This is a genomic window from Kitasatospora sp. NPDC001095 (genome assembly GCF_053598615.1).
Genome location: NZ_JBSFKQ010000010.1, coordinates 58237 through 82317, shown reverse-complemented (window position 1 = coordinate 82317; position 24081 = coordinate 58237). Strand labels below are relative to the sequence as shown.

The 24081-nt window shown below is 72.7% G+C and carries 22 protein-coding genes and 1 riboswitch; of the genes, 19 read left to right on the top strand and 3 right to left on the bottom strand.

The features are described 5' to 3' along the window. The first annotated feature begins 5 nt into the window (after positions 1 to 5). The 5 genes from aroQ (at position 6) to ACWDBB_RS12080 (ending at position 4836) form a co-directional block, all read left to right on the top strand. Positions 6 to 434 (top strand): type II 3-dehydroquinate dehydratase, encoded by a 429-nt coding sequence (gene aroQ, locus ACWDBB_RS12100; RefSeq protein WP_392875774.1) that lies wholly within the window; start codon positions 6 to 8, stop codon positions 432 to 434. 85 nt (positions 435 to 519) lie between these two features. After that, a complete protein-coding gene (locus ACWDBB_RS12095; protein ID WP_449789476.1) occupies positions 520 to 1389 on the top strand; it encodes an AAA family ATPase in 870 nt (289 codons plus the stop codon). An 80-nt stretch (positions 1390 to 1469) separates the two neighbouring features. Then, complete coding sequence (locus tag ACWDBB_RS12090; protein WP_449789475.1) at positions 1470 to 2279, top strand: Fpg/Nei family DNA glycosylase; 810 nt, start codon at positions 1470 to 1472, stop codon at positions 2277 to 2279. Positions 2280 to 2430: 151 nt separating this feature from the next. Then, positions 2431 to 2757, top strand: a complete 327-nt coding sequence (locus ACWDBB_RS12085) for a putative quinol monooxygenase (protein WP_449789474.1) — start codon at positions 2431 to 2433, stop codon at positions 2755 to 2757. Between the two features lie 84 nt (positions 2758 to 2841). Further along, a complete protein-coding gene (locus tag ACWDBB_RS12080) occupies positions 2842 to 4836 on the top strand; it encodes an AAA family ATPase (RefSeq protein ID WP_449789473.1) in 1995 nt (664 codons plus the stop codon). Positions 4837 to 4843: 7 nt separating this feature from the next. Here ACWDBB_RS12080 and ACWDBB_RS12075 read toward each other — a convergent pair whose 3' ends face one another. Together ACWDBB_RS12075 and ACWDBB_RS12070 are read right to left on the bottom strand one after the other, a co-directional pair. Continuing rightward, positions 4844 to 6517: a hypothetical protein gene (locus ACWDBB_RS12075; protein ID WP_449789472.1), complete on the bottom strand. Its 1674-nt coding sequence runs from the start codon at positions 6515 to 6517 to the stop codon at positions 4844 to 4846. 50 nt (positions 6518 to 6567) lie between these two features. Further along, positions 6568 to 6951, bottom strand: a complete 384-nt coding sequence (locus ACWDBB_RS12070) for an ArsR/SmtB family transcription factor (RefSeq protein ID WP_449789471.1) — start codon at positions 6949 to 6951, stop codon at positions 6568 to 6570. Between the two features lie 81 nt (positions 6952 to 7032). Further along, a riboswitch (cobalamin riboswitch) is annotated at positions 7033 to 7246 on the top strand. Between the two features lie 29 nt (positions 7247 to 7275). Between ACWDBB_RS12070 and ACWDBB_RS12065 the strand changes: the two genes are divergently transcribed. The 6 genes from ACWDBB_RS12065 to ACWDBB_RS12040 all read left to right on the top strand — a co-directional run bounded on the left by ACWDBB_RS12065 (position 7276) and on the right by ACWDBB_RS12040 (position 12849). Then, positions 7276 to 8391 (top strand): HoxN/HupN/NixA family nickel/cobalt transporter, encoded by a 1116-nt coding sequence (locus ACWDBB_RS12065; protein WP_449789470.1) that lies wholly within the window; start codon positions 7276 to 7278, stop codon positions 8389 to 8391. 231 nt (positions 8392 to 8622) lie between these two features. Then, complete coding sequence (locus tag ACWDBB_RS12060; protein WP_449789469.1) at positions 8623 to 9729, top strand: aminopeptidase P family protein; 1107 nt, start codon at positions 8623 to 8625, stop codon at positions 9727 to 9729. A 76-nt stretch (positions 9730 to 9805) separates the two neighbouring features. After that, positions 9806 to 10369, top strand: coding sequence for an elongation factor P (gene efp / locus ACWDBB_RS12055; RefSeq protein ID WP_449789468.1), 564 nt, complete (start codon positions 9806 to 9808; stop codon positions 10367 to 10369). Positions 10370 to 10373: 4 nt separating this feature from the next. Further along, positions 10374 to 10811 (top strand): transcription antitermination factor NusB, encoded by a 438-nt coding sequence (gene nusB, locus ACWDBB_RS12050; RefSeq protein WP_402406573.1) that lies wholly within the window; start codon positions 10374 to 10376, stop codon positions 10809 to 10811. Positions 10812 to 10951: 140 nt separating this feature from the next. After that, positions 10952 to 11779: a thioesterase family protein gene (locus ACWDBB_RS12045; RefSeq protein ID WP_449789467.1), complete on the top strand. Its 828-nt coding sequence runs from the start codon at positions 10952 to 10954 to the stop codon at positions 11777 to 11779. A gap of 152 nt (positions 11780 to 11931) precedes the next feature. Continuing rightward, entirely contained in the window at positions 11932 to 12849 is a 918-nt protein-coding gene (locus ACWDBB_RS12040; protein ID WP_449789466.1) for a hypothetical protein, read from the top strand. 148 nt (positions 12850 to 12997) lie between these two features. On the opposite strand, the gene bldD is transcribed toward ACWDBB_RS12040, so the two are convergent. After that, a complete protein-coding gene (bldD, locus tag ACWDBB_RS12035) occupies positions 12998 to 13501 on the bottom strand; it encodes a transcriptional regulator BldD (RefSeq protein WP_030056198.1) in 504 nt (167 codons plus the stop codon). Between the two features lie 330 nt (positions 13502 to 13831). On the opposite strand from bldD, the gene pyrR reads away from it, so the two are divergent. From pyrR to pyrF, 8 genes are all read left to right on the top strand, one after another. Then, positions 13832 to 14455 (top strand): bifunctional pyr operon transcriptional regulator/uracil phosphoribosyltransferase PyrR, encoded by a 624-nt coding sequence (pyrR, locus tag ACWDBB_RS12030; RefSeq protein ID WP_449789465.1) that lies wholly within the window; start codon positions 13832 to 13834, stop codon positions 14453 to 14455. 5 nt (positions 14456 to 14460) lie between these two features. Then, positions 14461 to 15456, top strand: a complete 996-nt coding sequence (locus tag ACWDBB_RS12025; protein ID WP_392874788.1) for an aspartate carbamoyltransferase catalytic subunit — start codon at positions 14461 to 14463, stop codon at positions 15454 to 15456. Beyond that, positions 15453 to 16757, top strand: coding sequence for a dihydroorotase (locus ACWDBB_RS12020; protein WP_449789464.1), 1305 nt, complete (start codon positions 15453 to 15455; stop codon positions 16755 to 16757). The genes ACWDBB_RS12025 and ACWDBB_RS12020 overlap by 4 nt, the downstream gene beginning before the upstream one ends. Beyond that, positions 16757 to 17350: a PH-like domain-containing protein gene (locus ACWDBB_RS12015; RefSeq protein WP_449789565.1), complete on the top strand. Its 594-nt coding sequence runs from the start codon at positions 16757 to 16759 to the stop codon at positions 17348 to 17350. Before ACWDBB_RS12020 ends, ACWDBB_RS12015 begins: the two co-directional genes overlap by 1 nt. After that, positions 17347 to 18504: a glutamine-hydrolyzing carbamoyl-phosphate synthase small subunit gene (carA, locus tag ACWDBB_RS12010; protein WP_449789463.1), complete on the top strand. Its 1158-nt coding sequence runs from the start codon at positions 17347 to 17349 to the stop codon at positions 18502 to 18504. Before ACWDBB_RS12015 ends, carA begins: the two co-directional genes overlap by 4 nt. Beyond that, complete coding sequence (gene carB / locus ACWDBB_RS12005) at positions 18497 to 21805, top strand: carbamoyl-phosphate synthase large subunit (RefSeq protein WP_449789462.1); 3309 nt, start codon at positions 18497 to 18499, stop codon at positions 21803 to 21805. The genes carA and carB overlap by 8 nt, the downstream gene beginning before the upstream one ends. Before the next feature lie 88 nt (positions 21806 to 21893). Continuing rightward, the gene (locus ACWDBB_RS12000; protein WP_449789461.1) at positions 21894 to 22997 is read left to right on the top strand and encodes a quinone-dependent dihydroorotate dehydrogenase; all 1104 of its coding nucleotides are present in this window, start codon (positions 21894 to 21896) and stop codon (positions 22995 to 22997) included. 29 nt (positions 22998 to 23026) lie between these two features. Next, on the top strand, positions 23027 to 23860 hold the full coding sequence (pyrF, locus tag ACWDBB_RS11995) for an orotidine-5'-phosphate decarboxylase (RefSeq protein ID WP_449789460.1): 834 nt from the start codon (positions 23027 to 23029) through the stop codon (positions 23858 to 23860). Positions 23861 to 24081: the final 221 nt, after the last annotated feature.

The window sequence follows — 24081 nt, the reverse complement described above, 5'->3', positions numbered from 1 at the left end:
GGGTGATGGTCCTCAACGGCCCCAACCTGGGCCGGCTGGGCAGCCGCGAGCCGGACGTCTACGGCGCCACCTCGTACGCCGGCCTGGTCGAGCGCTGCACCGAGCTGGGCAAGGAGTTCGGCTTCGAGGTCGAGGTCCACGAGACCAACTCCGAGCAGCAGATGGTGCAGTGGCTGCACGAGGCCGCCGACGGGCAGGTGCCGGTGGTGATCAACCCCGGCGCGTTCACCCACTACTCGTACGCGATGCGGGACGCCGCGGCCCAGCGCACCGCGCCGCTGATCGAGGTGCACATCTCCAACCCGTACGCCCGGGAGACCTTCCGGCACACCTCGGTGATCGCCGCGGTGGCCTCCGGCACCATCGCCGGATTCGGCCTCGGTTCGTACGAGCTCGCGCTGCGCGCGCTGGCCGAACGGCTCACCACCCGCTGAGGGCAAGGGCGGTGGCCCGACGGCGGACTGTGCCCGCCGCCGGGCCGCCGTGTAGTGTCCACGCTGAGAGGTGTGGGGAGGTGTCGTGACGCAGTACACCGGAGGCGGGCAGGTCCCGCCGCGTCCCGTGGCTCCGCCGGTGCCGCCGGGGGGCGGTGCACGGGGGGTGTCGTCGGGGACGTCGTCGGGGGCGCCGCTCTCCCCGCCGTCCGTGCCGCCGGTCCACCCGGCGCCCACGGCCCCCGCCGCTCCCGGGCCCGCCGCCCATCCGGCTCCGGCCCCCGGGGCCGCACCGGCACCGACCGCGCCGGTGCCCGCCGGCGGCACCGGGCACTTCGTGCTGCCGTCCGGCGCACCCGTCCAACTGCCCGCCCAGCCGCCGCAGCAGCACGCGCCCAGCGGTCCGATCGCCGTCCTGCTGATCGGACCGGCCGGAGCCGGCAAGACCACCGTCGCCCGCCACTGGGCCGAGCGGCGGGCGGGACCGACCGCGCACATCAGCCTGGACGACGTCCGCGAGTGGGTGCAGTCCGGCTTCGCCAACCCGCAGTCCGGTTGGAACGACGCCTCCGAGGCGCAGTACCGGCTGGCCCGCCGCACCTGCGGCTTCGCCTGCCGCAACTACCTGGCCAACGGCATCTCCTGCATCATCGACGACGCCGTCTTCCCGGACCGCCCGGCGATCGGCCTCGGCGGCTGGAAGCGGCACATCGGCCCCGGCATGATCCCGGTCGTGCTCCTGCCCAGTCTGGACTCGGTGCTGCACCGCAACGCCCGGCGCAGCGGCAACCGCCGGCTCGGGGACGAGGAGGTGGCCCGCATCCACGGGCGGATGGCCGGCTGGTATAACTCCGGGCTGCCGATCATCGACAACTCCTACCTGGACGTCGCCGGGACGGCCGCCGAGCTGGACCGCGTCATCCTGGCCCGGCTGATGGGCGTCCCGGTCCGCTGACCTGCGGCGCGGCGGGGCCTGTCGGACCCGGCTGCGATGATGGACGGGTCCAGCCGCAGCACCCGGAGGAGCTGACGCCCGTGCCCGAAGGCCACATCATCCACCGCCTGGCCGCCGAGAACCGGAAGGCCTTCGGCGGCCGCCCGGTGCGGGTCTCCAGCCCCCAGGGCCGGTTCGCCGACGAGGCCAAGGTGATCGACGGGCAGCTGCTCACCGCGACGGAGGCCACCGGCAAGCACCTCTTCCTCGGCTTCGAGGAGGGCGCCTGGGTGCACGTCCACCTCGGCCTCTACGGCGGCTTCACCTTCGGCACCGGCCCGGCGCCCGAGCCGGTCGGGCTGGTCCGGCTGCGGCTGGAGAACGAGGACGGCTACGCCGACCTGCGCGGTCCCAACACCTGCGCGCTCGTCACCGAGGAGCAGAAGGCCGCCGTCGCCGCCCGGCTGGGCCCCGACCCGCTGCGCGCCGACGCCGACCCGGAGGCCGCCTGGCGCCGGATATCGGGCAGCCGCACGACCGTCGCCGCGCTGCTGATGGACCAGAAGGTGCTGGCCGGAGTGGGCAACGTCTACCGGGCCGAGGTGCTGTTCCGCCACGGCATCGCCCCGCACCGGGCCGGGCGCGAGATCACCCGTCGGGAGTGGGACGCGGTCTGGGCCGACCTGGTCGCCCTGATGCGGGAGGGCGCCACCGCCGGGCGGATCGACACCGTCCGCCCCGAGCACACCCCCGAGGCGATGGGCCGCGCGCCCCGGGTGGACGACCACGGTGGCGAGGTGTACGTCTACCGGCGGGCCGCCATGCCCTGCCTGGTCTGCGGCACCGACGTGCGGACGGAGGAGCACGCCGCCCGCAACCTGTTCTGGTGCCCGACCTGCCAGGCGGCGTGAGCGGAACCGGCCGGGACGCGCGCTGCCCCGGGACGCGTGCCGCCCCGTGTCGTAGGCAGCGCCGCTGACCTGCGACGATGGGTGTCGCGCGCGCCGTGACGCGTGCCCTGTCCGTACGGCCACGTGTGAACGTGGAGCGAAAGGAAGTCCCATGATCTTCATTACGGTCAAGTTCCCGGTCCGCCCGGAGCGCGCCGACGACTGGCTGAGCCTGGTCGACGAGTTCACCCAGGCCACCCGCCAGGAGCCCGGCAACCTCTTCTTCGAGTGGTCCCGCAGCGTCGACGACCCCAACGAGTTCGTCCTGGTCGAGGCGTTCCGCGACGGCGAGGCGGGCAAGGCGCACGTGGAGTCGGCGCACTTCACCAAGGCCATGGAGGAGCTGTCGTACGCGGTGGCCGCCAAGCCGCGGATCGTCTCGACCGAGATCCCCGGCATGGACGGCTGGGCGGAGATGGGCGAGATCACCCCCCGGTGACCTGAAGCTCCCTCCGGTCGGGTGCCCAGCCCGTAGGCTGGGGCCCGGCCGGTCGGAGGGAGCAGGCGGATGGAGCGGCGCGAGGTGTCCAACACCGTGTCGGGTGCCACGGTGGGCGGCCACGTGGTGCAGGCCGGGACCATCGGATCGGTGCACTTCCACGATCGGGAGCCGCTGCCGAGGCCGCGTCAGATCCGCCCGCCACGCGGCCCCTTCGTCAACCGGAAGCCGGAACTCGCCGCGCTGACCCGGGCTTTGGGTCGGGCCGAGGAGGACGGGCTCGGGGTCGTGGTGTTCACCGGCCTCGGCGGGGTCGGCAAGACCGAGCTGATCGCCAAGTTCGCCAGGGACCACCGGGAGCACTTCCCTGACGGGGACCTCTACGCCGACCTGAAGGCCTACCGGCACCACGGCGGGGTGGACCTGCCCGGGTTGCTGGCCGGCTTCCTGCGTGCCCTCGGCACCGAGCCCCCGGTCGTGGAGGCCGAGCGGTTCACGGCGTTCCGCACCGCCACCGCCGAGCGCCGGTGCCTGTTCTTCCTGGACAACGTCGAGCACGCCGCGGAGGTCCGCGCGCTGCTCCCGTCCAGTGGACTGGTGGTGGTCGCGAGCCGACGGCGGTTGCCCGCGCTGCGGACGGACGGTGCCGAGGTGCGCCGGCTCGGGCCGCTGAGTGCGACGGCGGGCGCCGAACTGGTGCGCGGCTGGGTGGGCTCCGGGCGGGGCACCGACGGGGAACTGGCGGAGCTGGTCGAGCTGTGCGGCGGGCTGCCGCTCGCGCTGAACGCGGTCGGGAGCCAACTGCTGGACCGGGACAGCCTGCCGGTCGGCCGGGTGGTGGCCGAACTGCAGGACCGGGAAGGCGGGTTGGCGATGCTGGAGGACGAGGAGAGCGATCTCGGCGCGACCTACGACCTGGTCTACGAGCGGCTGTCGGCGCGGGGCCGGGCGCTCTATCACCTGATCGGCGTACACCCCGGCCCCTTCGTGTCCGCCGAACTGGCGCGCGCGGTCGGCGTCGAGCGGGCCGAGCGGGCGATCGCGGAACTGCGTGACGTCCACTTGCTGGACGAGGTGGTGGACGACGACGAGGGTGAGAACCGCTACCGGGCCCACGACGTGGTGCGGCTGCACGCCTACGGCCGGACCCAGGAGCTGCCCGACCGCGGGGCCCTCCTCGCCGCTGTCGTGGCGTACTACCGGGGCCGGGCGTCGGTCGCCGACCGTGCGATGGCCGCGAAACGGCTCCGCCTCCAGGACCCGAGCGGTGACGAGCTGCCCCGCTTCCCCTCCGACACCGCCGCGCTGGAGTGGCTGTACGCCGAGCGCGCCAACTTCCGCGCGGTGGTGGAGTCGGCGGCCGAGCAGGGGTGGCACGGCGAGGTGTGGCGGCTCTGCGAGTCGCTCTGGCTGCTGTACCACGACCGCAAGCTCTACCAGGACTGGATCGCCACCCACCGGATCGGCGTCGAGTCGGCGCAGTGGGACAACCAGCCCGCCGCCGTGGTCCGGATGCGCAACCAGCTGGCCCGGGCCTACCACGAGCGGAAGGAATTCCGGCTCGCCGCCGAGCAGTTGGCGCTCGCCACGGAGCAGGTGCCGCTGGTGGCCGACCGGCAGGTGCTGGGGGTGCTGTACGAGACGGACGGTCTGCTCTGCCTGGCCGACGGCCGTCCCGGCGACGCGGTGGAGCGGTTCACCCTGGCCCTCGCGGAGAACCGGGGCGACGAGCACGGCGAGATCGTCCAGAGCTACAACCTGGCGCAGGCGCTGATCGCGGACGGGCGCGCGGAGGAGGCGCTGACCGTGCTGGCCGGGGCCACTGATCAGGCCGAGCGGACGCAGGACGTCGACATGTTGATGAAGCTGCCGCTGGTCCGGGCCCGGGCCCACCGGGCGCTGGGGCAGCTGGACCTCGCCCTCGCCCAGGCCCAGGACTGCGCCCGGCAGGCCAGGCATCGGAGCCAGTACGCGAAGGAGGCGCAGGCCCACACCCTGCTCGCCTCCCTCGCCGAGGAGCGGGGCGACGAGGAGCTGGCCGAGCGCAGCCGTGCGCGGCTGCGGGAGCTGCAGGGCTAGACGCGTTTCAGGGCCCGGTGCGGAACGACACCCGGGTGCGGTGCTCGCCGGTGCGGACGGTGAGCCCGTGGTCGGGGAGGGCGGCCGGGGCGCCGCCCTCGGCGAGCCAGCAGGCCACGGCCGAGCCGAGCAGCAGCGGGTCGATCGCCGGGTCGGGGCGGTTCCAGTCCGGTTCGGCGCGGGCTTCCAGCAGCAGGCCGGTGCGCAGCCGGAGCAGGTGGCGGGCCGGGCTGAGGGCGGCCACCGCGACGGCGAGGCCGGGGAGTTCGGCGGCGGTGTCGGCGAGCCAGCGGGCGGCGGGGAGTTCGGCGTGCACCTCGGTGCGGGCGAGGACCTCGGCGGTGTAGCGCAGGGCGTCGCCGGGGTGGTCGTCGGTGAGGGCGTGGAAGCCGCGCGGGGTGTGGCCGTCCGGGTCGAAGGGGTAGCGCCGGAGGCTGACGTCGGTGCCCTCGCTCCGGCCCTCGACGTCGTACGCGGTGGGTCCCTCGGTGGCGGCGGGGTGCGGGACGGGCTTGGGGTAGGGCGGCAGGGCCGGTTCGTCCCGGGGTTCGTCCAGCTCCTTCAGGAAGGAGTAGAGCAGTGGGCGCAGCAGGCGGGCGGACTCGCCGCGGTGGGCGAGCGACCGGTCGGTGATGTCGCTCAGGTCGGCCGGGTCCCGGGCCAGGGCCAGTTCGAGCTGGGCGGTGAGGTCCCCGTCGGGGTCGAGGACGGGCGCGGCCTGGCCGAAGGCGTAGCCGGGGGAGCGCGGGTCGAGTTCGGCGGCGCCGGTGGCGACGAGCAGGGTGCGGTGGTCCAGGGCGGCGCCGTAGACGGTGACCGAGCCGTGGTCGCCGATCACGCAGTCGGCGGCGACGAGCGCGGCCTGCCAGCCCTGGTGGGGCGGGATCAGGCGCAGGCCCATCCGGCAGGCGGCGGCGAGCAGCGCCTCGGGGTCGTGGCGGCTCCACACGTTGGGGTGCAGGACGACGGCCACCGTGTACTCGTCGGCGGGCAGTTGGCGGACCAGCCGCTGGGGCAGGTCGGGGTGGCGGCCGAATAACGAGTGTTCGCTCCAGGTGGAGCTGACGACGACGAGCCGTCGGCCGCCGACGGCGCCGAGCGCGGCGCGGTAGCCGTCGCGGGAGCGCCGGCTGCCGAGCATCCGGTCGAAGCACGGGTCGCCGACGACCTGGGCGACGTCCAGCGCCTCGGGGCAGGAGTCCCGCAGCCGGTCCAGCTGCTCGGGGTGGGAGAGGCCCAGGACGTCGACGAACACCCGTCCGCGGTGGGTGAGTTCGTTGCGGGACAGGCCGGCGGCGCTGACCGTGTCGCCGGTGGACTCGGTGACCAGGCGGTTGTAGCCGGCGCCGTGCGGGAGGACGACGAGGCGGGCGTCCAGGCGGTGCATGGAGGAGTGGACGGCGCAGGCGACGGCAAGGTCGAAGCGGCGGTGGACGGCGTCCTCCCAGTCCAGCACGGTGAAGCCGGACAGGCCGTGCAGGTACTCGTCCAGGGCGCGGTCGGCGAAGGCGGAGCCGGGGTTGACGGTGAAGTAGCGCTCGATGCCGTCAGGGCTCAGCAGGGTGAGGACGTCCAGGACCCGGGTGGCCGAGGTGAGGGTGCGGGCGACCGCCAGCACGCGGGCCCTGACCGGTCGGGTGTTCCAGCGGTCGGCGGGCCAGGCGTGGGGGTGGGACGGCACAGCATGATCGTACTCATCCGGTCGGGCCGCGGCGCGGTTCCGAGTGCGGGTCAGCCCGCGGCCGCGCTGGGCTCGTGGTGCTCGGCGGCGGCGCACTCGTCGAGCAGGGGGCGCATGGCCTCGTCCACGAGCCGGTAGCGCACCACTCGTCCGTCCCGGTCGCCGGTGACCACGCCGGCCGTGCGGAGCAGCCGCAGGGCCTGGGAGACGGCCGGGTCGCGCATGCCGGTGGCGACGGCGAGATCGCTGACGGCGAGCGGGCCGGCCCGATGGAGGGCGAGCAGCAGGGCGAGCCGGCCGGGGTCCGCGAGCAGGGAGAACCGCTCGGCCCAGGACCGGACGTGCGCGGGCTCGCCGATCGCGGCGATGGCCTCGCAGACCCGGTGTCCGTCGATGGTGCGGTGGCCCGCGCGGTCCTCCGGTACGAGATGCATGCGGACATTCTCGCAGGCAGGGGCCTGTGATCCTGGACACCTGCGCAGGTGCGCAGCCTTGCATGGGTCGGGGCGGGGCCCTACGGTGTTCCCCGCCGTGGTGCTCGGGAAGACCGGTGACGGACCCTCAGGGGTCCCAGCCCGGAGCGGCCCTCGCCACTGTGATCGGGTCGCTCCTCCGTCCACGGAGGAGCGTCGTCCGCACCCATGAAGCCACTGGGCGCCTCGTGCGCCTGGGAAGGCGGGTGCGGGTGTTCCCGTCAGCCAGGAGACCGGCCACGGCAGCTCACGAGGTTTTCCACGAGGTGCTGGAGCGTGATCCGCATGACCCTGCCCGAAACCGTTTCCGCCGGGACCGGACCCGGCCCCGCCGCGCTGCCCACCTTCAGATGGCGGCGCGAGGACACCGTCCGTACGGCCGGGCTGATGGCGGTGATCGTGGCCATGCACGTGGCGGCCTTCGGCACGCTGATCTTCCTGGTCGCACCCGAGCGGTACGCGGTCGGCACCCAGGTCTTCGGGGTGGGCCTGGGTATCACCGCGTACACCCTCGGCATGCGGCACGCCTTCGACGCCGACCACATCGCGGTGATCGACAACACCACCCGCAAGCTGATGGCGGACGGCAAGCGGCCGGTCTCGGTGGGCTTCTGGTTCGCCCTCGGGCACTCCTCGATGGTGGTGCTGATGGCCGCCCTGGTGGCGGGCGGCGCGCAGCTGGCGAACACGCTGATGGACGACGAGTCGCCCACCCACAAGTGGCTGGGCGTGGTCGGGACGACGGCCTCCGGCGCCTTCCTCTACCTGATCGGCGCGCTCAACCTGGCGGCGCTGCTCGGCATCCTCAAGGTGTTCCGCTCGATGCGGGCCGGGCGGTTCGACGAGAAGGAGCTGGAGGCGCACCTCGACTCGCGCGGCCTCATGGCCCGGGTGCTGAACCGGGCGACCCGTTCGATCACCCGGCCGGGGCAGATGTTCCCGGTCGGCATGGTGCTGGGCCTGGGCTTCGACACCGCGACCGAGGTCACCCTGATGGTGATGGCCGGCTCGGGTGCGGCCTCCGGGCTGCCGTGGTACGCGATCGTCTGCCTGCCGCTGCTGTTCGCGGCCGGGATGAGCCTGTTCGACACCCTGGACGGGACGTTCATGAACTTCGCGTACCAGTGGGCCTTCGCCAACCCGGTGCGCAAGGTGTACTACAACCTGACCATCACCGGTCTGTCGATCGCGGTGGCCTTCATCATCGGCACCATCGAGCTGGTCGGGGTGCTGCACGAGAAGCTCGACCTGACCGACCCGGTCACCGGGTTCATCGCGGACATCTCGCTGGACAACGTCGGCTACGCCATCGCCGGGCTGTTCGTGGTCGTCTGGGCGATCGCGATCGGGTACTGGAAGCTCGCCCGGGTCGAGAAGCGCTGGACGCCCGACAGCCCGTGACCGGGCGGCCGCCGGCCTCCGAACACGTGGAACGGCGCCTCCCCGAACCCGGGGAGGCGCCCGCGGCCCGCCCGTTCCCGGACACCGGGTCGGCGCCGAACGACGCGCCCGGGTGGGGGAGCGGGGAGCGGGGTGCGCGGCGCGGTCGCGCGGGGGCGTGCAGGGGGCACCGGGGGTTCTGTCGGGGGCGCTCGGCGGGCGGTTCGGGCCGGGGGTTCGTAGGCTCGACGCATGGCGGATGCGTACGCGGGGCGGCGGGAGCGGGTGAGGGAGCACTGCAGTGCGGCCGGGGCCGACGCGGCGCTGATCACCCGTGCGGCGAACGTGCGGTACCTGACGGGCTGCGCGCCCTGCGGGGCGAGTCTGCTGCTGACCAGAGAGCGGGCCCTGCTCGCACTGCCGGACGACCTGCCGCCGGACGACACCGGCGAGCACCTGATCGCCCCGGACGTCACCCGGCTGCCGGTGGCGGGCGGGTCGGACACCGCGCTGGCCGCCGCGTCGGCCGCCGCGCGCTCGGGGGTGGCGGGCCTGGCGGTGGAGGAGCACGACCTGACCGTCAGCCGGCACCGGGCGGTCGGCGGCCTGACCGAGGGGGCGCGGCTGATGGACCTGGGCCGGACCGTGGAGCGGCTGCGGGTGGTCAAGGACGAACGCGAGATCGCCGACCTGCGGATCGCCGCCGAGATCGCCGACCAGGCGCTCGGCGAGCTGCTGGAGTCGATCCTGGTCGGCCGCACCGAGCGGCACCTGGCGATGGAGCTGGAGCGCCGGATGATCGACCACGGCGCCGACCGGGCGGCCTTCCCGGTCTCGGTCGGCACCGGCAGCCACTCCGGCCAGGCCGCCCACCAGCCGACCGACCGCCGGGTGGAGGAGGGCGACTTCCTGACCGTGGTGATGGGCGCCCAGTACCGCGGCTACGGCGTCTCCACCGCCCGCACCTTCGTGATCGGCGCCGCTCCCGCACCCTGGCAGGTGGAGCTGCACCGGCTGGTCTTCCGGGCCCAGCGGGCCGGGCGGGAGGCGCTCGGACCAGGGGTGGAGCAGTGCGTACCCGACCGGGCCGCCCGGCAGGTCCTGGAGGCGGCCGGCCACACCGAGGCCTCCCCGCACCCGGTGGGCCACGGCATCGGGCTGGAGATCCGGGAGGCCCCGCGACTCGGTCCGGCGGACATGGGTAAACTGGACAGCCGCGTACCGGTCACCGTCGGCCCAGGGGTCCACCTCCCGGGCAAGGGCGGAGTCCGGATCGAGGACACGCTCGTCGTGCGCCCCCTCGAAGAGGGCGGGCCCGAGCTGCTCACCATCACCACCAAGGAGCTCCTCGCCCTGTGACCGCGGCCCCCGGGCCGTGGGCGGCAGGACGCACCCCTTGGTTCCTTGACAGCTATATCCAGGAGTAAGTGCGCCCGTGGCTTCCACGAACGATCTCAAGAACGGCATGGTCCTCAAGCTGGAGGGCGGCAAGCTCTGGTCCGTCGTCGAGTTCCAGCACGTCAAGCCCGGCAAGGGCCCGGCCTTCGTGCGTACCAAGCTCAAGGAGGTCCTGACGGGCAAGGTCGTCGACAAGACCTTCAACGCGGGCACCAAGGTCGAGACCGCCAACGTCGACAAGCGCGGCATGCAGTTCTCGTACAAGGACGGCGAGAACTTCGTGTTCATGGACATGGACACCTACGACCAGCTGACCATCGAGCCGTCGGTCGTCGGCGACGCCGCCAAGTACCTGCTGGAGGGCTTCGAGGCCCTCGTCGCGCAGAACGAGGGCTCGGTCCTGTACATCGAGCTCCCGGCCGCCGTCGAGCTGACCATCGCCAACACCGAGCCGGGCGTCCAGGGCGACCGCTCCACCGGTGGCACCAAGCCGGCCACCCTGGAGACCGGTGCCGAGATCCAGGTCCCGCTCTTCGTCACCACCGGCGAGAAGGTCAAGGTCGACACCCGCGACGGCAGCTACCTCGGCCGGGTGAAGTAAGTCCGTGTCGGCCGCACGCAGCAAGGCCCGCACCAGGGCCTTCCAGATCCTCTTCGAGGCCGACCACCGCGGGGTCGACCCGCAGCAGGTCCTCGCCGACTGGGTGGCCCGCGCCCGCGAGCCCAAGCCCGACGAGGGCACCCCGCAGGTGGGTGAGTACACCATGGAGCTCATCGAGGGGTACGTCCAGCACGCCCGCCGCATCGACGACCTGATCGAGCAGTACGCCGTGGGCTGGACCCTCGACCGGATGCCGATCGTGGACCGCAACGTCCTGCGGCTCGGTGCGTACGAGCTGATCTGGGAGGACGGCGTCCCGGACGCGGTCGTCCTGGACGAGTCCGTCGAGATCGCCAAGGAGTTCTCCACGGACGACTCCCCGGCGTTCGTCAACGGCATGCTCGCCCGCTTCCTGGAGCTGAAGCCGGGCATCCGCCGGTAACAGGCGCCCCCGTGAACGGCCGCCGGACCCGAACAGGTGTCCGGCGGCCGTTCCGCGTTTCCCCCGGTCGGCGTAGGCTGTGGACCTACTTGTCAGTAACTTGACGTCCGGAACCACGCGTGAAGGGCAGGTCCCGCCACATGACCACGGCGACCCGCAGCGAGTTCGACCAGGGCATCGCCCTGACCAGGCACCCCGAGGAGGCCGGCCGCTACGAGGCCGAGCTCGGCGCCGGCTGGCAGATCGGCGGCGGGGTGAACGGCGGACTGCTGCTCGCCGTGGCCGGACACGCGCTGTCGCTGGAGCACGAGGCGCACCCGGACCCGGTGTCGATCAGCGGTTACTACCTGTCCGCCTCCACCCCCGGCCCGGCCACCGTCCGCACCGAGGTGCTGCGCACCGGCCGCGGCCTGTCCACCGGCACCGCCTCGCTCAGCCAGGACGGCGTCGAGCGGCTGCGCGTGGTGGCAAGCCACGGCGACCTCGCCGCCGCCGACGGCGAGGTGCGCACCAGCGCGCAGCCGCCGCAGCTGCCGCCGCCGGACCAGTGCATCGGCGTCGAACACGCGCCCAAGGAGCTGATCGCCCAGGCCGCCCTGCTGGAGCGGTTCGACCTGCGGCTGGACCCGGCCACCGTCGGCTGGGCGCTCGGACAGCCCTCCGGCAACGGGCGGATCCAGGGCTGGTTCCGGCTCGCCGACGGCCGCGAGCCCGACCCGCTGCTGCTCCTGCTGGTCGCCGACGCGCTGCCGCCGGTCACCTTCGACCTCGGCATGCCGGGCTGGGCCCCCACCATCGAGCTGACCGTCCACCTGCGCGCCAAGCCCGCGCCCGGCTGGCTTCGCGTCACCCACGCGACCCGCAACCTGGCCGGCGGCTACTTCGAGGAGGACGCGGAGGTCTGGGACGAGTCCGGCCGGCTGGTCGCCCAGTCCCGCCAGCTGGCCCGGGCGCCCCGGCCGGCCTGACCCGAGGCCCCGGAGGGGTCCGTATTACCGGTGGTTACATTCCTGTGACACGCCGTACGTGTGCGGCGCGCGCGGATGGGGAGGAAGACGGTCAGCGGCGAGCTCGTCGCCGACCGTCAACTTCACCCGACCGCCGAAGCCAGGAGCCATCGATGAGCCAAAAGGGGCGCGCCCGCCGTAACTCCGACTGCACCTCGGGCGGCTCGCGGCCCGTGGTGCGGGCTCCGCACCGGCCGCGGCCGGCCGAGGGGGCCGAGCAGGCGTTCGTCATCGGAGTGCTCACCAGCGCGGCGGACTTCGCCCGGGCCCGCGCCTGGGGGATCTCGGACGCCCCCGACCACGAGCGCTACCTGGCCGACACCGCCGACCTGCTGGCCGAGGCGCTGGAGCGGTTCGACTCCGTCCGGGCCCGGATGTTCCACCCGCAGGACTTCGAGGAGTTCTGCGTGCTGCACGGGCTGGACCCGGCCGAGCCCGCCGCCCGTGACCGCTACCTGGTCAACCCGGCCCTGCAGACCCAGCTGCTGTCCTACCAGGGCGAGGAGCTGGCCGGGGACTTCGTGCCGCGCCTGGTGCGCGCCCGGGAGAACGGGCTGACGCTCCGCCACGCCGACCTGCTGCTCGACGGGGGCCTGTACGGGGGCGCGGGCGCGCCCGACGAGGAGCACGCCGCCTGGGTGGGCGCCGCCTACCAGCGCGGGGGCGAGGTGTTCCGGCGGATGCTGGTCGGCGCGGGCGCCGGCGTGTACGAGCTGCGCCTGCGGGTGGACGCGCCCGGCGGGACGCTGACCGCCGCGGCGCGGGTGCTCCAGTGGGAGGACGGCGTGGTCCGGATCAACGACGAGGACCTGGAGCTGGTCTGCGCGGTGCTCTGCACCGGGCTGGCCCTGGAGCTGCCGGGCGTCGCGGTGCTGCACGGCTCACAGGGCTCGGCGGCCACCTGCGGGGAGTACCTGCCGGCCTCCTGGGCCTGGTCGAGCGGCGGCCAGGAGTGGGCGCCGGCCGACCGGCCGGTCCGGCTGGACGGCGTGGCCGCGCAGCCCGGTTACAGCCTGGGCACGGTCTGCTGACGCCCGCGCCGCGCCGCCGCGGTGCGACAACACCGCGGCGCGGCCCCCGAACCGGGGAGCCGCGCCGTGACGTTTCTGCTTGCCAGCACTACGGAAACGAGTGCTGGGCCGTCCCTCGATCCGCTGGCGGGAGCCGGTGCGGTGAGCCTCAGCTCGCGTCCTCCTCGCGCACCGCACGGCGCGCGTCGGGGTTCAGCACGCCCCAGGAGATCAGCTGCTCGGTGAGGATCGACGGGGACTGGTCGTAGATGACGGCCAGGGTGCGCAGGTCGTCCTGGCGGATCGACAGCACCTTGCCGTTGTAGTCGCCGCGCTGGCTCTGGATGGTCGCCGCGTAGCGCTGCAGCGGGCCGGCCTTCTCGGAGGGGACCTGGGTCAGTCTCTCCAGGTCCAGGACCAGGCGCGGCGGCGGCTCGGCCGCGCCGCCGGGGGTGCCGCCGGGCAGCAGCTCCTGCACCGGGACGCCGTAGAACTCCGCCAGCTCGGCCAGTCGCTGCACGGTGACCGCACGGTCACCACGCTCGTACGAGCCGACGACGACTGCCTTCCATCGCCCCTGGGACTTCTCCTCGACACCGTGCAGGGAGAGCCCCTGCTGGGTGCGGATCGCTCGGAGCTTGCCTCCGAGTTGCTTCGCGTAGTCGCTGGACATTGATCTCCCCGGACGAGATTGCTTCGCGTTCAGTGGTGGGTCACGGGCGATTGCCGACGTCGTTACCGGTGGGTCCGACGTCCGTCTCGTAACTCACTGTGAGGTTACGTAGAGTAAGGTAGATGCGTCAAGCCGAATGGGGCAGTCGTGCGAATGGCCCGCATCGTCGGCGCGTCCGGAGTGTTAACCCCGGGAAGCGGAATGATGGACTTCTGTTTGCGATCCGGCGCGCTGGTAGGATGACCCGAAGCCCACGCCCGGCCGGCGGGGGCCATCCCAGACATCCTTTAAGACCCGTCCCGTGAGGCGGGGAAGGAGGTCCGCTTCGGCATGACCACACACCATGAACCGACGCCCCGGCCACCGCACCAGGTGCTGGACGGCGCGGACATCGCCCGGGTCGTCACCCGGATAGCGCACGAGATCGTCGAGCGCGCCAAGGGCGCGGAGGACGTCGTGCTGCTCGGCATCCACACCAGGGGCGTCCACCTCGCCCGCCGCCTGCACGGCCGGCTGGCCCAGATCACCGGGCGCGAGATCCCGCTGGGCACCCTGGACATCACCATGTACCGGGACGACCTGCGGCTGAAGCCCGCCCGCGCCCTGGAGCACACCGAGATCCCGCCCGGTGGCATCGACGGCAAGCTCGTCATCCTCGTCGACGACGTGCTCTTCTCCGGCCGCACCATCCGCGCCGCGCTCGACGCGCTGAACGACATCGGCCGCCCGCGCGCCGTCCAGCTCGCCGTCCTGGTCGACCGGGGCCACCGCGAGCTGCCGATCCGCGCCGACTACGTGGGCAAGAACCTCCCCACCTCGCTGCGCGAGGCCGTGCAGGTGCGCCTGTCCGACAGCGACGGCGTGGACGCCGTCCTGGTCGGCGACCGCGACTTCGCCGTCCGCTCCTCGCAGGCCCTGGCCTCCCAGCCTTCCGAACCGCACCTCCCGGAGTGACCCGCGTGAAGCGCCACCTCGTCTCCGCCGCCGATCTCAGCCGCGACGACGCGCTGCTGATCCTGGACACCGCCGAGGAGCTGGCCCAGCTCTCCGGCCGGGCCGTCAAGAAGCTGCCCACGCTGCGCGGCCGCACCGTCGTCAACCTCTTCTTCGAGGACTCCACCCGGACGAAGACCTCCTTCGAGGTCGCCGAGAAGCGCCTGTCGGCCGACGTCATCAACTTCTCCGCCAAGGGCTCCTCGGTCTCCAAGGGCGAGAGCCTCAAGGACACCGCGCTGACCCTCCAGGCGATGGGCGCCGACGCGGTGGTCATCCGCCACCACGCCTCCGGCGCGCCGGCCCGCCTGGCCCAGTCCGACTGGCTGCACGGCAGCGTCATCAACGCCGGTGACGGCACCCACGAGCACCCCACCCAGGCGCTGCTCGACGCCTTCACCATGCGCCGCCACCTCAACCCCGGCAGCGGCAACGACCTCGCCGGGCGCCGGGTGACCATCGTCGGCGACGTCCTGCACAGCCGGGTCGCCCGCTCCAACGTCCACCTGCTGAACACGCTGGGCGCGCAGGTCACCTTCGTCGCCCCGCCGACGCTGCTGCCGATCGGGGTCGAGAACTGGCCCTGCGAGATCAGCTACGACCTGGACGCCGTGCTGCCCAAGACGGACGCGCTGATGATGCTGCGGGTGCAGCGCGAGCGGATGAACGCCGCGTTCTTCCCGACCGAGCGCGAGTACAGCCGCCGCTACGGCATGAACGGCCGCCGGATGGCCCAGCTGCCGGACCGGGCGATCGTGATGCACCCCGGCCCGATGGTCCGCGGCATGGAGATCACCGCCGAGGTCGCCGACTCGCCGCGCTGCACCGCCATCGAGCAGGTCGCCAACGGCGTCTCCGTCCGGATGGCCGTCCTCTACCTGCTCCTCGGCGGCGCCGTCTTCGCCGACACCCCCACCCCCACCGACTCCTCCCGCACCGACTCCGTGGAGACCTCCCAGTGACGAGCTACCTGATCCGCAACGCCAAGATCCTGGGCGGCGACCCGCAGGACCTCCACCTCGCCGACGGCGTGATCAAGGCGATCGGCACCGGCCTGACGGTCGAGGCCGACATCGAGATCGACGCCACCGGCCTGATCGCCCTGCCCGGCCTGGTCGACCTGCACACCCACCTGCGCGAGCCCGGCCGCGAGGACGCCGAGACCGTCCTCACCGGCACCCAGGCCGCCGCGATGGGCGGCTTCACCGCCGTCCACGCGATGGCCAACACCACCCCGGTGGCCGACACCGCCGGCGTGGTCGAGCAGGTCTGGCGGCTCGGCCAGGAGGCCGGCTACTGCGACGTGCAGCCGGTCGGCGCCGTCACCGTCGGCCTGGAGGGCAAGAAGCTCGCCGAGCTCGGCGCGATGCACGAGTCCGCCGCCAATGTCCGGGTCTTCTCCGACGACGGCAAGTGCGTGGACGACGCGGTGCTGATGCGCCGCGCCCTGGAGTACGTCAAGGCCTTCGACGGCGTCGTCGCCCAGCACGCCCAGGAGCCCCGGCTCACCGAGGGCGCCCAGATGAACGAGGGCCAGGTCTCCGGCGAGCTCGGGCTCGGCGGCTGGCCGGCCGTCGCCGAGGAGTCGATCATCGCCCGCGACGTGCTGCTCGCCGCGCACGTCGGCTCCCGGCTGCACGTCTGCCACCTCTCCACGGCCGGCTCGGTCGAGATCGTCCGCTGGGCCAAGTCCAAGGGCTGGGACGTCACCGCCGAGGTGACCCCGCACCACCTGCTGCTCACCGACGAGCTGGTCCGCACCTACGACCCGGTGTACAAGGTGAACCCGCCGCTGCGCACCGCCGAGGACGTCCAGGCGCTGCGCGCGGCGCTGGCCGACGGCACCATCGACGCCGTCGCCACCGACCACGCGCCGCACCCGGACGAGGACAAGGACTGCGAGTGGGCCGTGGCCGCGATGGGCATGGTCGGCCTGGAGACCGCGCTGTCCGTCGTGCAGCAGACCATGGTCGACACCGGCCTGCTGAACTGGGAGGGCGTCGCGGACCGGATGTCGCACCGCCCGGCCCGGATCGGCCGTCTCACCGGCCAGGGCCGGCCGGTCTCGGTGGGTGAGCCTGCCAACCTGGTCCTGTTCGATCCCGCGTACCGTGGAGCCGTGAACCCGGACAGCTTCGCCACCCGTAGCCGCAACACCCCGTACAAGGGCCTTGACCTGCCCGGACGGGTGCACGCCACCTTCCTGCGGGGCCGCGCCACGGTGCTGGCCGGGGAGCTCGTCGAGCAGGACGGCACCCGGTGATGGACCACGCCGCGCTCGCCCAGGAGCAGGCGAAGGTCACCAACTGGCCCGGCTACATCGGCTGGTCCGTCGGGCTGCTGATCGTGATCGGCCTCGTCTACTGGCTGATGCGCCAGGGCTGGAACTGGCGGCGCACCCTGCAGTCCGGCATGCCGCCGCTGCCGGCCGTGCCGACCCGCGCCGGGCGCACGATCCTGGAGACCAGCGGCCGGTACCACGGCACGACCACCGCCGGGAACTGGCTCGACCGGGTCGTCGCCCACGGCCTGGGCACCCGCAGCCGCGCCGACCTCACCCTCGGCGAGGACGGTCTGCTGGTGCAGCGCCCCGGTGACGTCGACTTCTGGATCCCGGCCGAGCACCTGACCGGTGCCCGCACGGACTCCGGCATCGCCGGCAAGGTCGTCCCCTCCGGGCTGCTCGTCGTCACCTGGACGCTCCCCCAGCCTTCGGCCGGGGGGACCCCCATGGGCACCATCGAGCTCGACTCCGGCTTCCGGGCCGACCACCCCGATGAGCACGCCGCCTGGGTCGAGGCGATCGCTCAGCTCGCAACACGTACGAAGACGAAGACGGAAGAGGCCGCGCAATGACCGCACCTGCCCCCACCACGCAGCGCCAACGGCGGGAACGAGTGCCTGCCGTGCTCGTCCTGGAGGACGGCCGGACCTTCCGCGGCCAGGCCTACGGCGCCATCGGCGAGACCTTCGGCGAGGCGGTCTTCAACACCGGCATGTCCGGCTACCAGGAGACCCTCACCGACCCGTCGTACCACCGCCAGGTGGTCGTGATGACCGCCCCGCAGATCGGCAACACCGGCTGGAACGACGAGGACGACGAGTCCAAGCAGATCTGGGTCGCCGGTTACGTCGTGCGCGACCCCGCCCGGGTCGCCTCCAACTGGCGCTCCCGCCGCTCGCTCGACGAGGAACTGGTCGCCCAGGGCATCGTCGGCATCAGCGGCATCGACACCCGCGCGCTGACCCGCCACCTGCGCGAGCGCGGCGCGATGCGCTGCGGCATCTTCTCCGGCGAGGCGCTGGCCGACCCGGCCGCCCTGCTCACCCGGGTGCAGGAGTCGCCCGAGATGAAGGGCGCCGACCTGTGCGCCGAGGTGGCCACCACCGAGGCGTACGTCGTCCCCGCGATCGGCGAGAAGCGCTTCACCGTCGCCGCGCTGGACCTCGGCATCAAGGGGATGACCCCGCACCGGATGGCCGAGCGCGGCATCGAGGTGCACGTGCTGCCGGCCAATTCCACCCTGGAGGACCTCTACGCGGTCCAGCCGGACGGCGTGTTCTTCTCCAACGGCCCGGGCGACCCGGCCACCGCCGACCACCAGGTCGCCGTCGCGCAGGGCGTGCTGGAGCGCGGGACGCCGTTCTTCGGCATCTGCTTCGGCAACCAGATCCTCGGCCGCGCCCTGGGCTTCGGCACCTACAAGCTCAAGTACGGCCACCGCGGCATCAACCAGCCGGTGCAGGACCGCACCACCGGCAAGGTCGAGGTGACCGCCCACAACCACGGCTTCGCCGTGAACGCCCCGCTGGACACGGTGAGCGACACGCCCTACGGGCGGGTCGAGGTCTCCCACGTCTGCCTCAACGACGACGTGGTCGAGGGCCTCCAGGCACTCGACGTCCCCGCCTTCAGCGTGCAGTACCACCCCGAAGCTGCTGCCGGCCCGCACGACGCGGCCTACCTCTTCGACCGTTTCGTGAAGCTCATGGAGGCCCAGCGTGCCTAAGCGCACCGACATCAAGTCCGTCCTGGTGATCGGCTCCGGCCCGATCGTGATCGGCCAGGCCGCCGAGTTCGACTACTCGGGTACGCAGGCCTGCCGGGTCCTCAAGGCCGAGGGCCTGCGGGTCATCCTGGTCAACTCCAACCCGGCCACGATCATGACCGACCCGGAGATCGCCGACGCCACCTACGTCGAGCCGATCACCCCGGAGTTCGTCGAGAAGATCATCGCCAAGGAGCGCCCCGACGCACTGCTGCCGACCCTGGGCGGCCAGACCGCGCTCAACACCGCGATCTCGCTGCACGGCGCCGGCACGCTGGAGAAGTACGGCGTCGAGCTGATCGGCGCCGACGTCGAGGCGATCAACAAGGGCGAGGACCGCGACCTCTTCAAGGGCGTCGTCGAGGCCGTCAACGCCAAGATCGGCCACGGCGAGTCCGCCCGCTCGGTCATCTGCCACACCATGGACGAGGTGCTGGCCGGCGTCGACACGCTCGGTGGCTACCCGGTCGTCGTGCGCCCCTCCTTCACCATGGGCGGCGCCGGCTCCGGCTTCGCCCACAACGAGGAGGACCTGCGCCGCATCGCCGGCCAGGGCCTGACCCTCTCGCCGACCACCGAGGTGCTCCTGGAGGAGTCCATCCTCGGCTGGAAGGAGTACGAGCTGGAGCTGATGCGCGACAAGAACGACAACGTCGTGGTCGTCTGCTCCATCGAGAACTTCGACCCGATGGGCGTGCACACCGGTGACTCGATCACCGTCGCCCCGGCGATGACGCTCACCGACCGCGAGTACCAGATCCTGCGCGACATCGGCATCGCCGTCATCCGCGAGGTCGGCGTCGACACCGGCGGCTGCAACATCCAGTTCGCCGTCAACCCCGACGACGGCCGGGTCATCGTCATCGAGATGAACCCGCGCGTCTCCCGCTCCTCGGCGCTCGCCTCCAAGGCCACCGGCTTCCCGATCGCCAAGATCGCCGCCAAGCTGGCCGTCGGCTACACCCTGGACGAGATCCCGAACGACATCACCGAGGAGACCCCGGCCTCCTTCGAGCCGAGCCTCGACTACGTCGTCGTCAAGGTGCCGCGGTTCGCGTTCGAGAAGTTCCCGAGCGCCGACGCCACGCTGACCACCACCATGAAGTCCGTCGGCGAGGCCATGGCCCTCGGCCGCAACTTCCCCGAGGCGCTCCAGAAGGCGCTGCGCTCGCTGGAGAAGAAGGGCTCCCAGTTCTCCTGGACCGGCCCCCTCGGCGACAAGGCGGAGCTGCTGGCCAAGGCGGTCGTGCCGACCGACGGCCGGATCAACACCGTGATGGAGGCCATCCGGGCCGGCGCCACCCCGGAGGAGGTGTTCGAGGCCACCAAGATCGACCCGTGGTTCGTCGACCAGCTCTTCCTGCTCGACGAGATCGCCGGCGAGCTGGCCGAGGCCGCCGAGCTCACCCCCGAGCTGCTGCGCCACGCCAAGCGGCACGGCTTCTCCGACCAGCAGATCGGCGAGATCCGCGGCCTGAAGCCGGACGTCGTCCGCGAGGTGCGCCACGCCCTCGGCATCCGCCCGGTGTTCAAGACCGTCGACACCTGCGCCGCCGAGTTCGCCGCCAAGACCCCGTACTTCTACTCGTCCTACGACGAGGAGAACGAGGTCGCCCCGCGCACCAAGCCCGCCGTGATCATCCTGGGCTCCGGTCCGAACCGCATCGGCCAGGGCATCGAGTTCGACTACTCCTGCGTGCACGCCTCCTTCGCGCTCGCCGACGCCGGGTACGAGACCGTCATGGTCAACTGCAACCCGGAGACCGTCTCCACCGACTACGACACCTCCGACCGGCTCTACTTCGAGCCGCTCACCCTGGAGGACGTGCTGGAGATCGTCCACGCCGAGCAGCAGGCCGGCCCGCTCGCCGGTGTGATCGTCCAGCTCGGCGGCCAGACCCCGCTGGGCCTGGCCCAGGCGCTCAAGGACAACGGCGTGCCGATCGTCGGCACCCAGCCCGAGGCGATCGACCTCGCCGAGGAGCGCGGCGCCTTCGGCCGCGTCCTGCGCGACGCCGGCCTGCCGGCCCCCAAGCACGGCACCGCCTTCTCCTTCGAGGAGGCCAAGGCGATCGCCGACGAGATCGGCTACCCCGTGCTCGCCCGCCCGTCCTACGTGCTCGGCGGCCGCGGCATGGAGATCGTCTACGACGAGGCCTCGCTGGCCTCGTACCTGGAGCGGCACGCCGGTCTGATCTCCGAGCACCCGGTGCTCATCGACCGCTTCCTGGACGACGCGGTGGAGATCGACGTCGACGCGCTCTACGACGGCACCGAGCTCTACCTCGGCGGCGTCATGGAGCACATCGAGGAGGCCGGCATCCACTCCGGCGACTCCGCCTGCGCGCTGCCCCCGATCACCCTCGGCGGCTTCGACATCAAGCGCCTGCGCACCTCCACCGAGGCCATCGCCCGCGGTGTCGGCGTCCGCGGCCTGATCAACATCCAGTTCGCCATGGCCGGGGACATCCTCTACGTCCTGGAGGCCAACCCGCGCGCCTCCCGGACCGTCCCGTTCACCTCCAAGGCGACCGCGGTGCCGCTGGCCAAGGCCGCCGCCCGGATCTCGCTCGGCGCCACCATCGCCGAGCTGCGCGCCGAGGGCCTGCTCCCGGCCGAGGGCGACGGCGGCACCCTGCCCGCCGACGCGCCGATCGCGGTCAAGGAGGCCGTGATGCCGTGGAGCCGCTTCCGCGACGTCCACGGCCGCGGCGTGGACACCGTGCTCGGCCCGGAGATGCGCTCGACCGGTGAGGTCATGGGCATCGACAAGGTCTTCGGCACGGCCTACGCCAAGTCGCAGACCGGCGCCTACGGCGCGCTGCCGACCAAGGGCAAGGTCTTCGTCTCCGTCGCCAACCGGGACAAGCGCAACCTGGTCTTCCCGGCCCGCGCGCTGGTCGGCCTCGGCTTCGAGCTGCTCGCCACCGCCGGCACCGCCGAGGTGCTCCAGCGCGGCGGCATCCCCGCCACCGTGGTGCGCAAGCACAGCGAGGGCGAGGGCCCGAACGGCGAGCGGACCATCGTCCAGCTGATCCACGCCGGCGAGGTCGACCTCATCATCAACACGCCGTACGGCACCGGTGGGCGCCTCGACGGCTACGAGATCCGCACCGCGGCCGTGGCCCGCGCGGTGCCCTGCCTGACCACCGTCCAGGCGATGGGCGCGGCCGTCCAGGGCATCGACCGGCTGCTGCGCGACGAGGTCGGGGTGATGTCGCTCCAGGAGCACGCCGAGCTGATCAACGCCGGCCGCAAGTAGCACCACCGCAGTGGGGGGCACCGGAGCCTTTGGGTGCCCCCCACTTCCATGCCCGAGTACGGCTTCTGGTCCGGGAGTTGAACCACCCTTGTACAAGCTTCTGTTCGATCTGGTCTTCAAGAAGATGGACCCCGAGAAGGCCCACCACCTGGCCTTCTTCTGGATCCGCCTGGCCTCCTCGGTGCCCGGCCTGCGCACCCTGGTGCGGCTGGTGCTCGCCCCGCGGGACCGCGCCCTGCGCACCCGCGCCCTCGGCCTGGACCTGCCCGGTCCGTTCGGCCTGGCGGCCGGCTTCGACAAGAACGGCGTCGGCATCGACGGCCTGTCGATGCTCGGCTTCGACTACGTCGAGATCGGCACCATCACCGGCGAGCCCCAGCCCGGCAACCCGGCGCCCCGGCTGTTCCGCCTGGTCGAGGACCGCGCGCTGATCAACCGGATGGGCTTCAACAACCAGGGCTCGGCCCGGGTCGCCGCCCGGCTGGCCGCCCGCCCGCACACCAGCTCCACCCCGGTGATCGGCGTCAACATCGGCAAGACCAAGGTGGTCGAGGAGGCCGACGCCGTCGCCGACTACGTGAAGTCCACCGAGCGGCTCGCCAAGTACGCCGACTACCTGGTGGTCAACGTCAGCTCGCCGAACACCCCCGGGCTGCGCAACCTCCAGGCCGTGGACCACCTGCGGCCGCTGCTCGCCGCCGTCCGCGAGGCCGCCGACCGCACCACGCCGCACCACGTGCCGCTGCTGGTCAAGATCGCCCCCGACCTGGCCGACGAGGACGTCGACGCGGTCGCCGACCTCGCCCTGGAGCTGGGCCTGGACGGCATCATCGCCACCAACACCACGATCGGCCGCGAGGGCCTGCGCACCGACGCCCGGCGGGTCGAGGAGATCGGCATGGGCGGCCTGTCCGGCGCCCCGCTCAAGGCCCGTGCCCTGGAGGTGCTCCAGCGGTTGCGCGCCCGCACCGAGGGCCGGCTGACCCTGGTCTCGGTCGGCGGCATCGAGACCGCCGAGGACGCCTGGCAGCGGATCGTCCACGGCGCCGACCTGGTCCAGGGCTACAGCGCCTTCATCTACGAGGGCCCGTTCTGGTGCCGGAAGATCCACAAGGGCCTGTCCGCCAAGGTCCGCGCGGGCGGCTTCCGCAGCCTGGCCGAGGCCGTCGGCAGCGCCGTCCGCGGCGCGTGAACACCCCCATCGGTTCTGGAAAGGACGACATGACCCTCGCCCCGTTCGGCGCCCGGCTGCGCCAGGCCCTCGACACCCGCGGCCAGCTCTGCGTCGGCATCGACCCGCACGCCTCCCTGCTCGCCGCGTGGGGGCTCGGCGACGACCTCGCCGGGCTGGAGACCTTCAGCCGCACCGTGGTCGAGGCGCTGGCGGACCGGGTGGCCGTGCTCAAGCCGCAGGCCGCCTTCTTCGAGCGCTTCGGCAGCAAGGGCGTCGCGGTGCTGGAGAAGACCGTCGAGGAGGCCAGGGCGGCCGGCGCGCTGGTCCTGATGGACGCCAAGCGCGGCGACATCGGCTCCACCATGGCCGCGTACGCCGAGGCCTTCCTGTCGCCGGCGAGCCCGCTGTTCTCGGACGCGGTGACGGTCAGCCCGTACCTGGGCTTCGGCTCGCTGCGCCCGGCCCTGGACCTGGCCCGGGAGCAGGGCTGCGGCGTGTTCGCGCTGGCGCTCACCTCCAACCCGGAGGGCGCCGAGGTGCAGCGCGCGGTGGGCGCGGACGGCGAGCCGGTCGCGGCCTCGGTGCTGCGCCAGCTGGCGGCCGAGAACGAGGGCGCCGCGCCGCTCGGCTCCTTCGGCGCGGTCGTCGGCGCGACGCTGGCCGACGCGGGCGTGGAACTGGCCATCAACGGCCCGCTGCTGGCGCCCGGGATCGGCGCCCAGGGCGCGACCATGGCGGACCTGCCGCGGGTGTTCGGCGGTTCGGTGATCAACGTGGTGCCGAGCGTCAGCCGGGACGTGCTCAAGCACGGGCCCTCGGTGCCGGCGCTGCGGGAGGCGGCGGAGCGCTTCGTCGGGGAGTTCGCGGACGCCGTCGGGTAGGGCGCCGAGTAGACCACCGCGTAGGCGGTCGGGTCGGCGGTCGGGTCGGCCGTCAAGTCGGCCGTCAAGTAGCGGAACCCGTCGTTCAGGTAGCCGCGCGGTGACCCTGCGGAGTGTCCGCAGGACCGCGCGGTGGCCGCGGAGCCGACGTGAGCGCCGTCACATCGGCACCGCCAAAGCCTCGCAATCGCGGTCATTTTGCCCTGGAAAGTCCTGGTCGG

Coding starts and splice junctions, on each gene's coding strand:
- aroQ (WP_392875774.1), top strand. CDS start 6: ATGGTCCTCAACGGCCCCAACCTGGGCCGGCTGGGCAGCCGCGAGCCG.
- ACWDBB_RS12085 (WP_449789474.1), top strand. CDS start 2,431: ATGATCTTCATTACGGTCAAGTTCCCGGTCCGCCCGGAGCGCGCCGAC.
- ACWDBB_RS12070 (WP_449789471.1), bottom strand. CDS start 6,951: ATGCATCTCGTACCGGAGGACCGCGCGGGCCACCGCACCATCGACGGA.
- ACWDBB_RS12065 (WP_449789470.1), top strand. CDS start 7,276: ATGACCCTGCCCGAAACCGTTTCCGCCGGGACCGGACCCGGCCCCGCC.
- ACWDBB_RS12060 (WP_449789469.1), top strand. CDS start 8,623: ATGGCGGATGCGTACGCGGGGCGGCGGGAGCGGGTGAGGGAGCACTGC.
- ACWDBB_RS12045 (WP_449789467.1), top strand. CDS start 10,952: ATGACCACGGCGACCCGCAGCGAGTTCGACCAGGGCATCGCCCTGACC.
- ACWDBB_RS12040 (WP_449789466.1), top strand. CDS start 11,932: ATGAGCCAAAAGGGGCGCGCCCGCCGTAACTCCGACTGCACCTCGGGC.
- bldD (WP_030056198.1), bottom strand. CDS start 13,501: ATGTCCAGCGACTACGCGAAGCAACTCGGAGGCAAGCTCCGAGCGATC.
- pyrR (WP_449789465.1), top strand. CDS start 13,832: ATGACCACACACCATGAACCGACGCCCCGGCCACCGCACCAGGTGCTG.
- ACWDBB_RS12015 (WP_449789565.1), top strand. CDS start 16,757: ATGGACCACGCCGCGCTCGCCCAGGAGCAGGCGAAGGTCACCAACTGG.
- carA (WP_449789463.1), top strand. CDS start 17,347: ATGACCGCACCTGCCCCCACCACGCAGCGCCAACGGCGGGAACGAGTG.
- pyrF (WP_449789460.1), top strand. CDS start 23,027: ATGACCCTCGCCCCGTTCGGCGCCCGGCTGCGCCAGGCCCTCGACACC.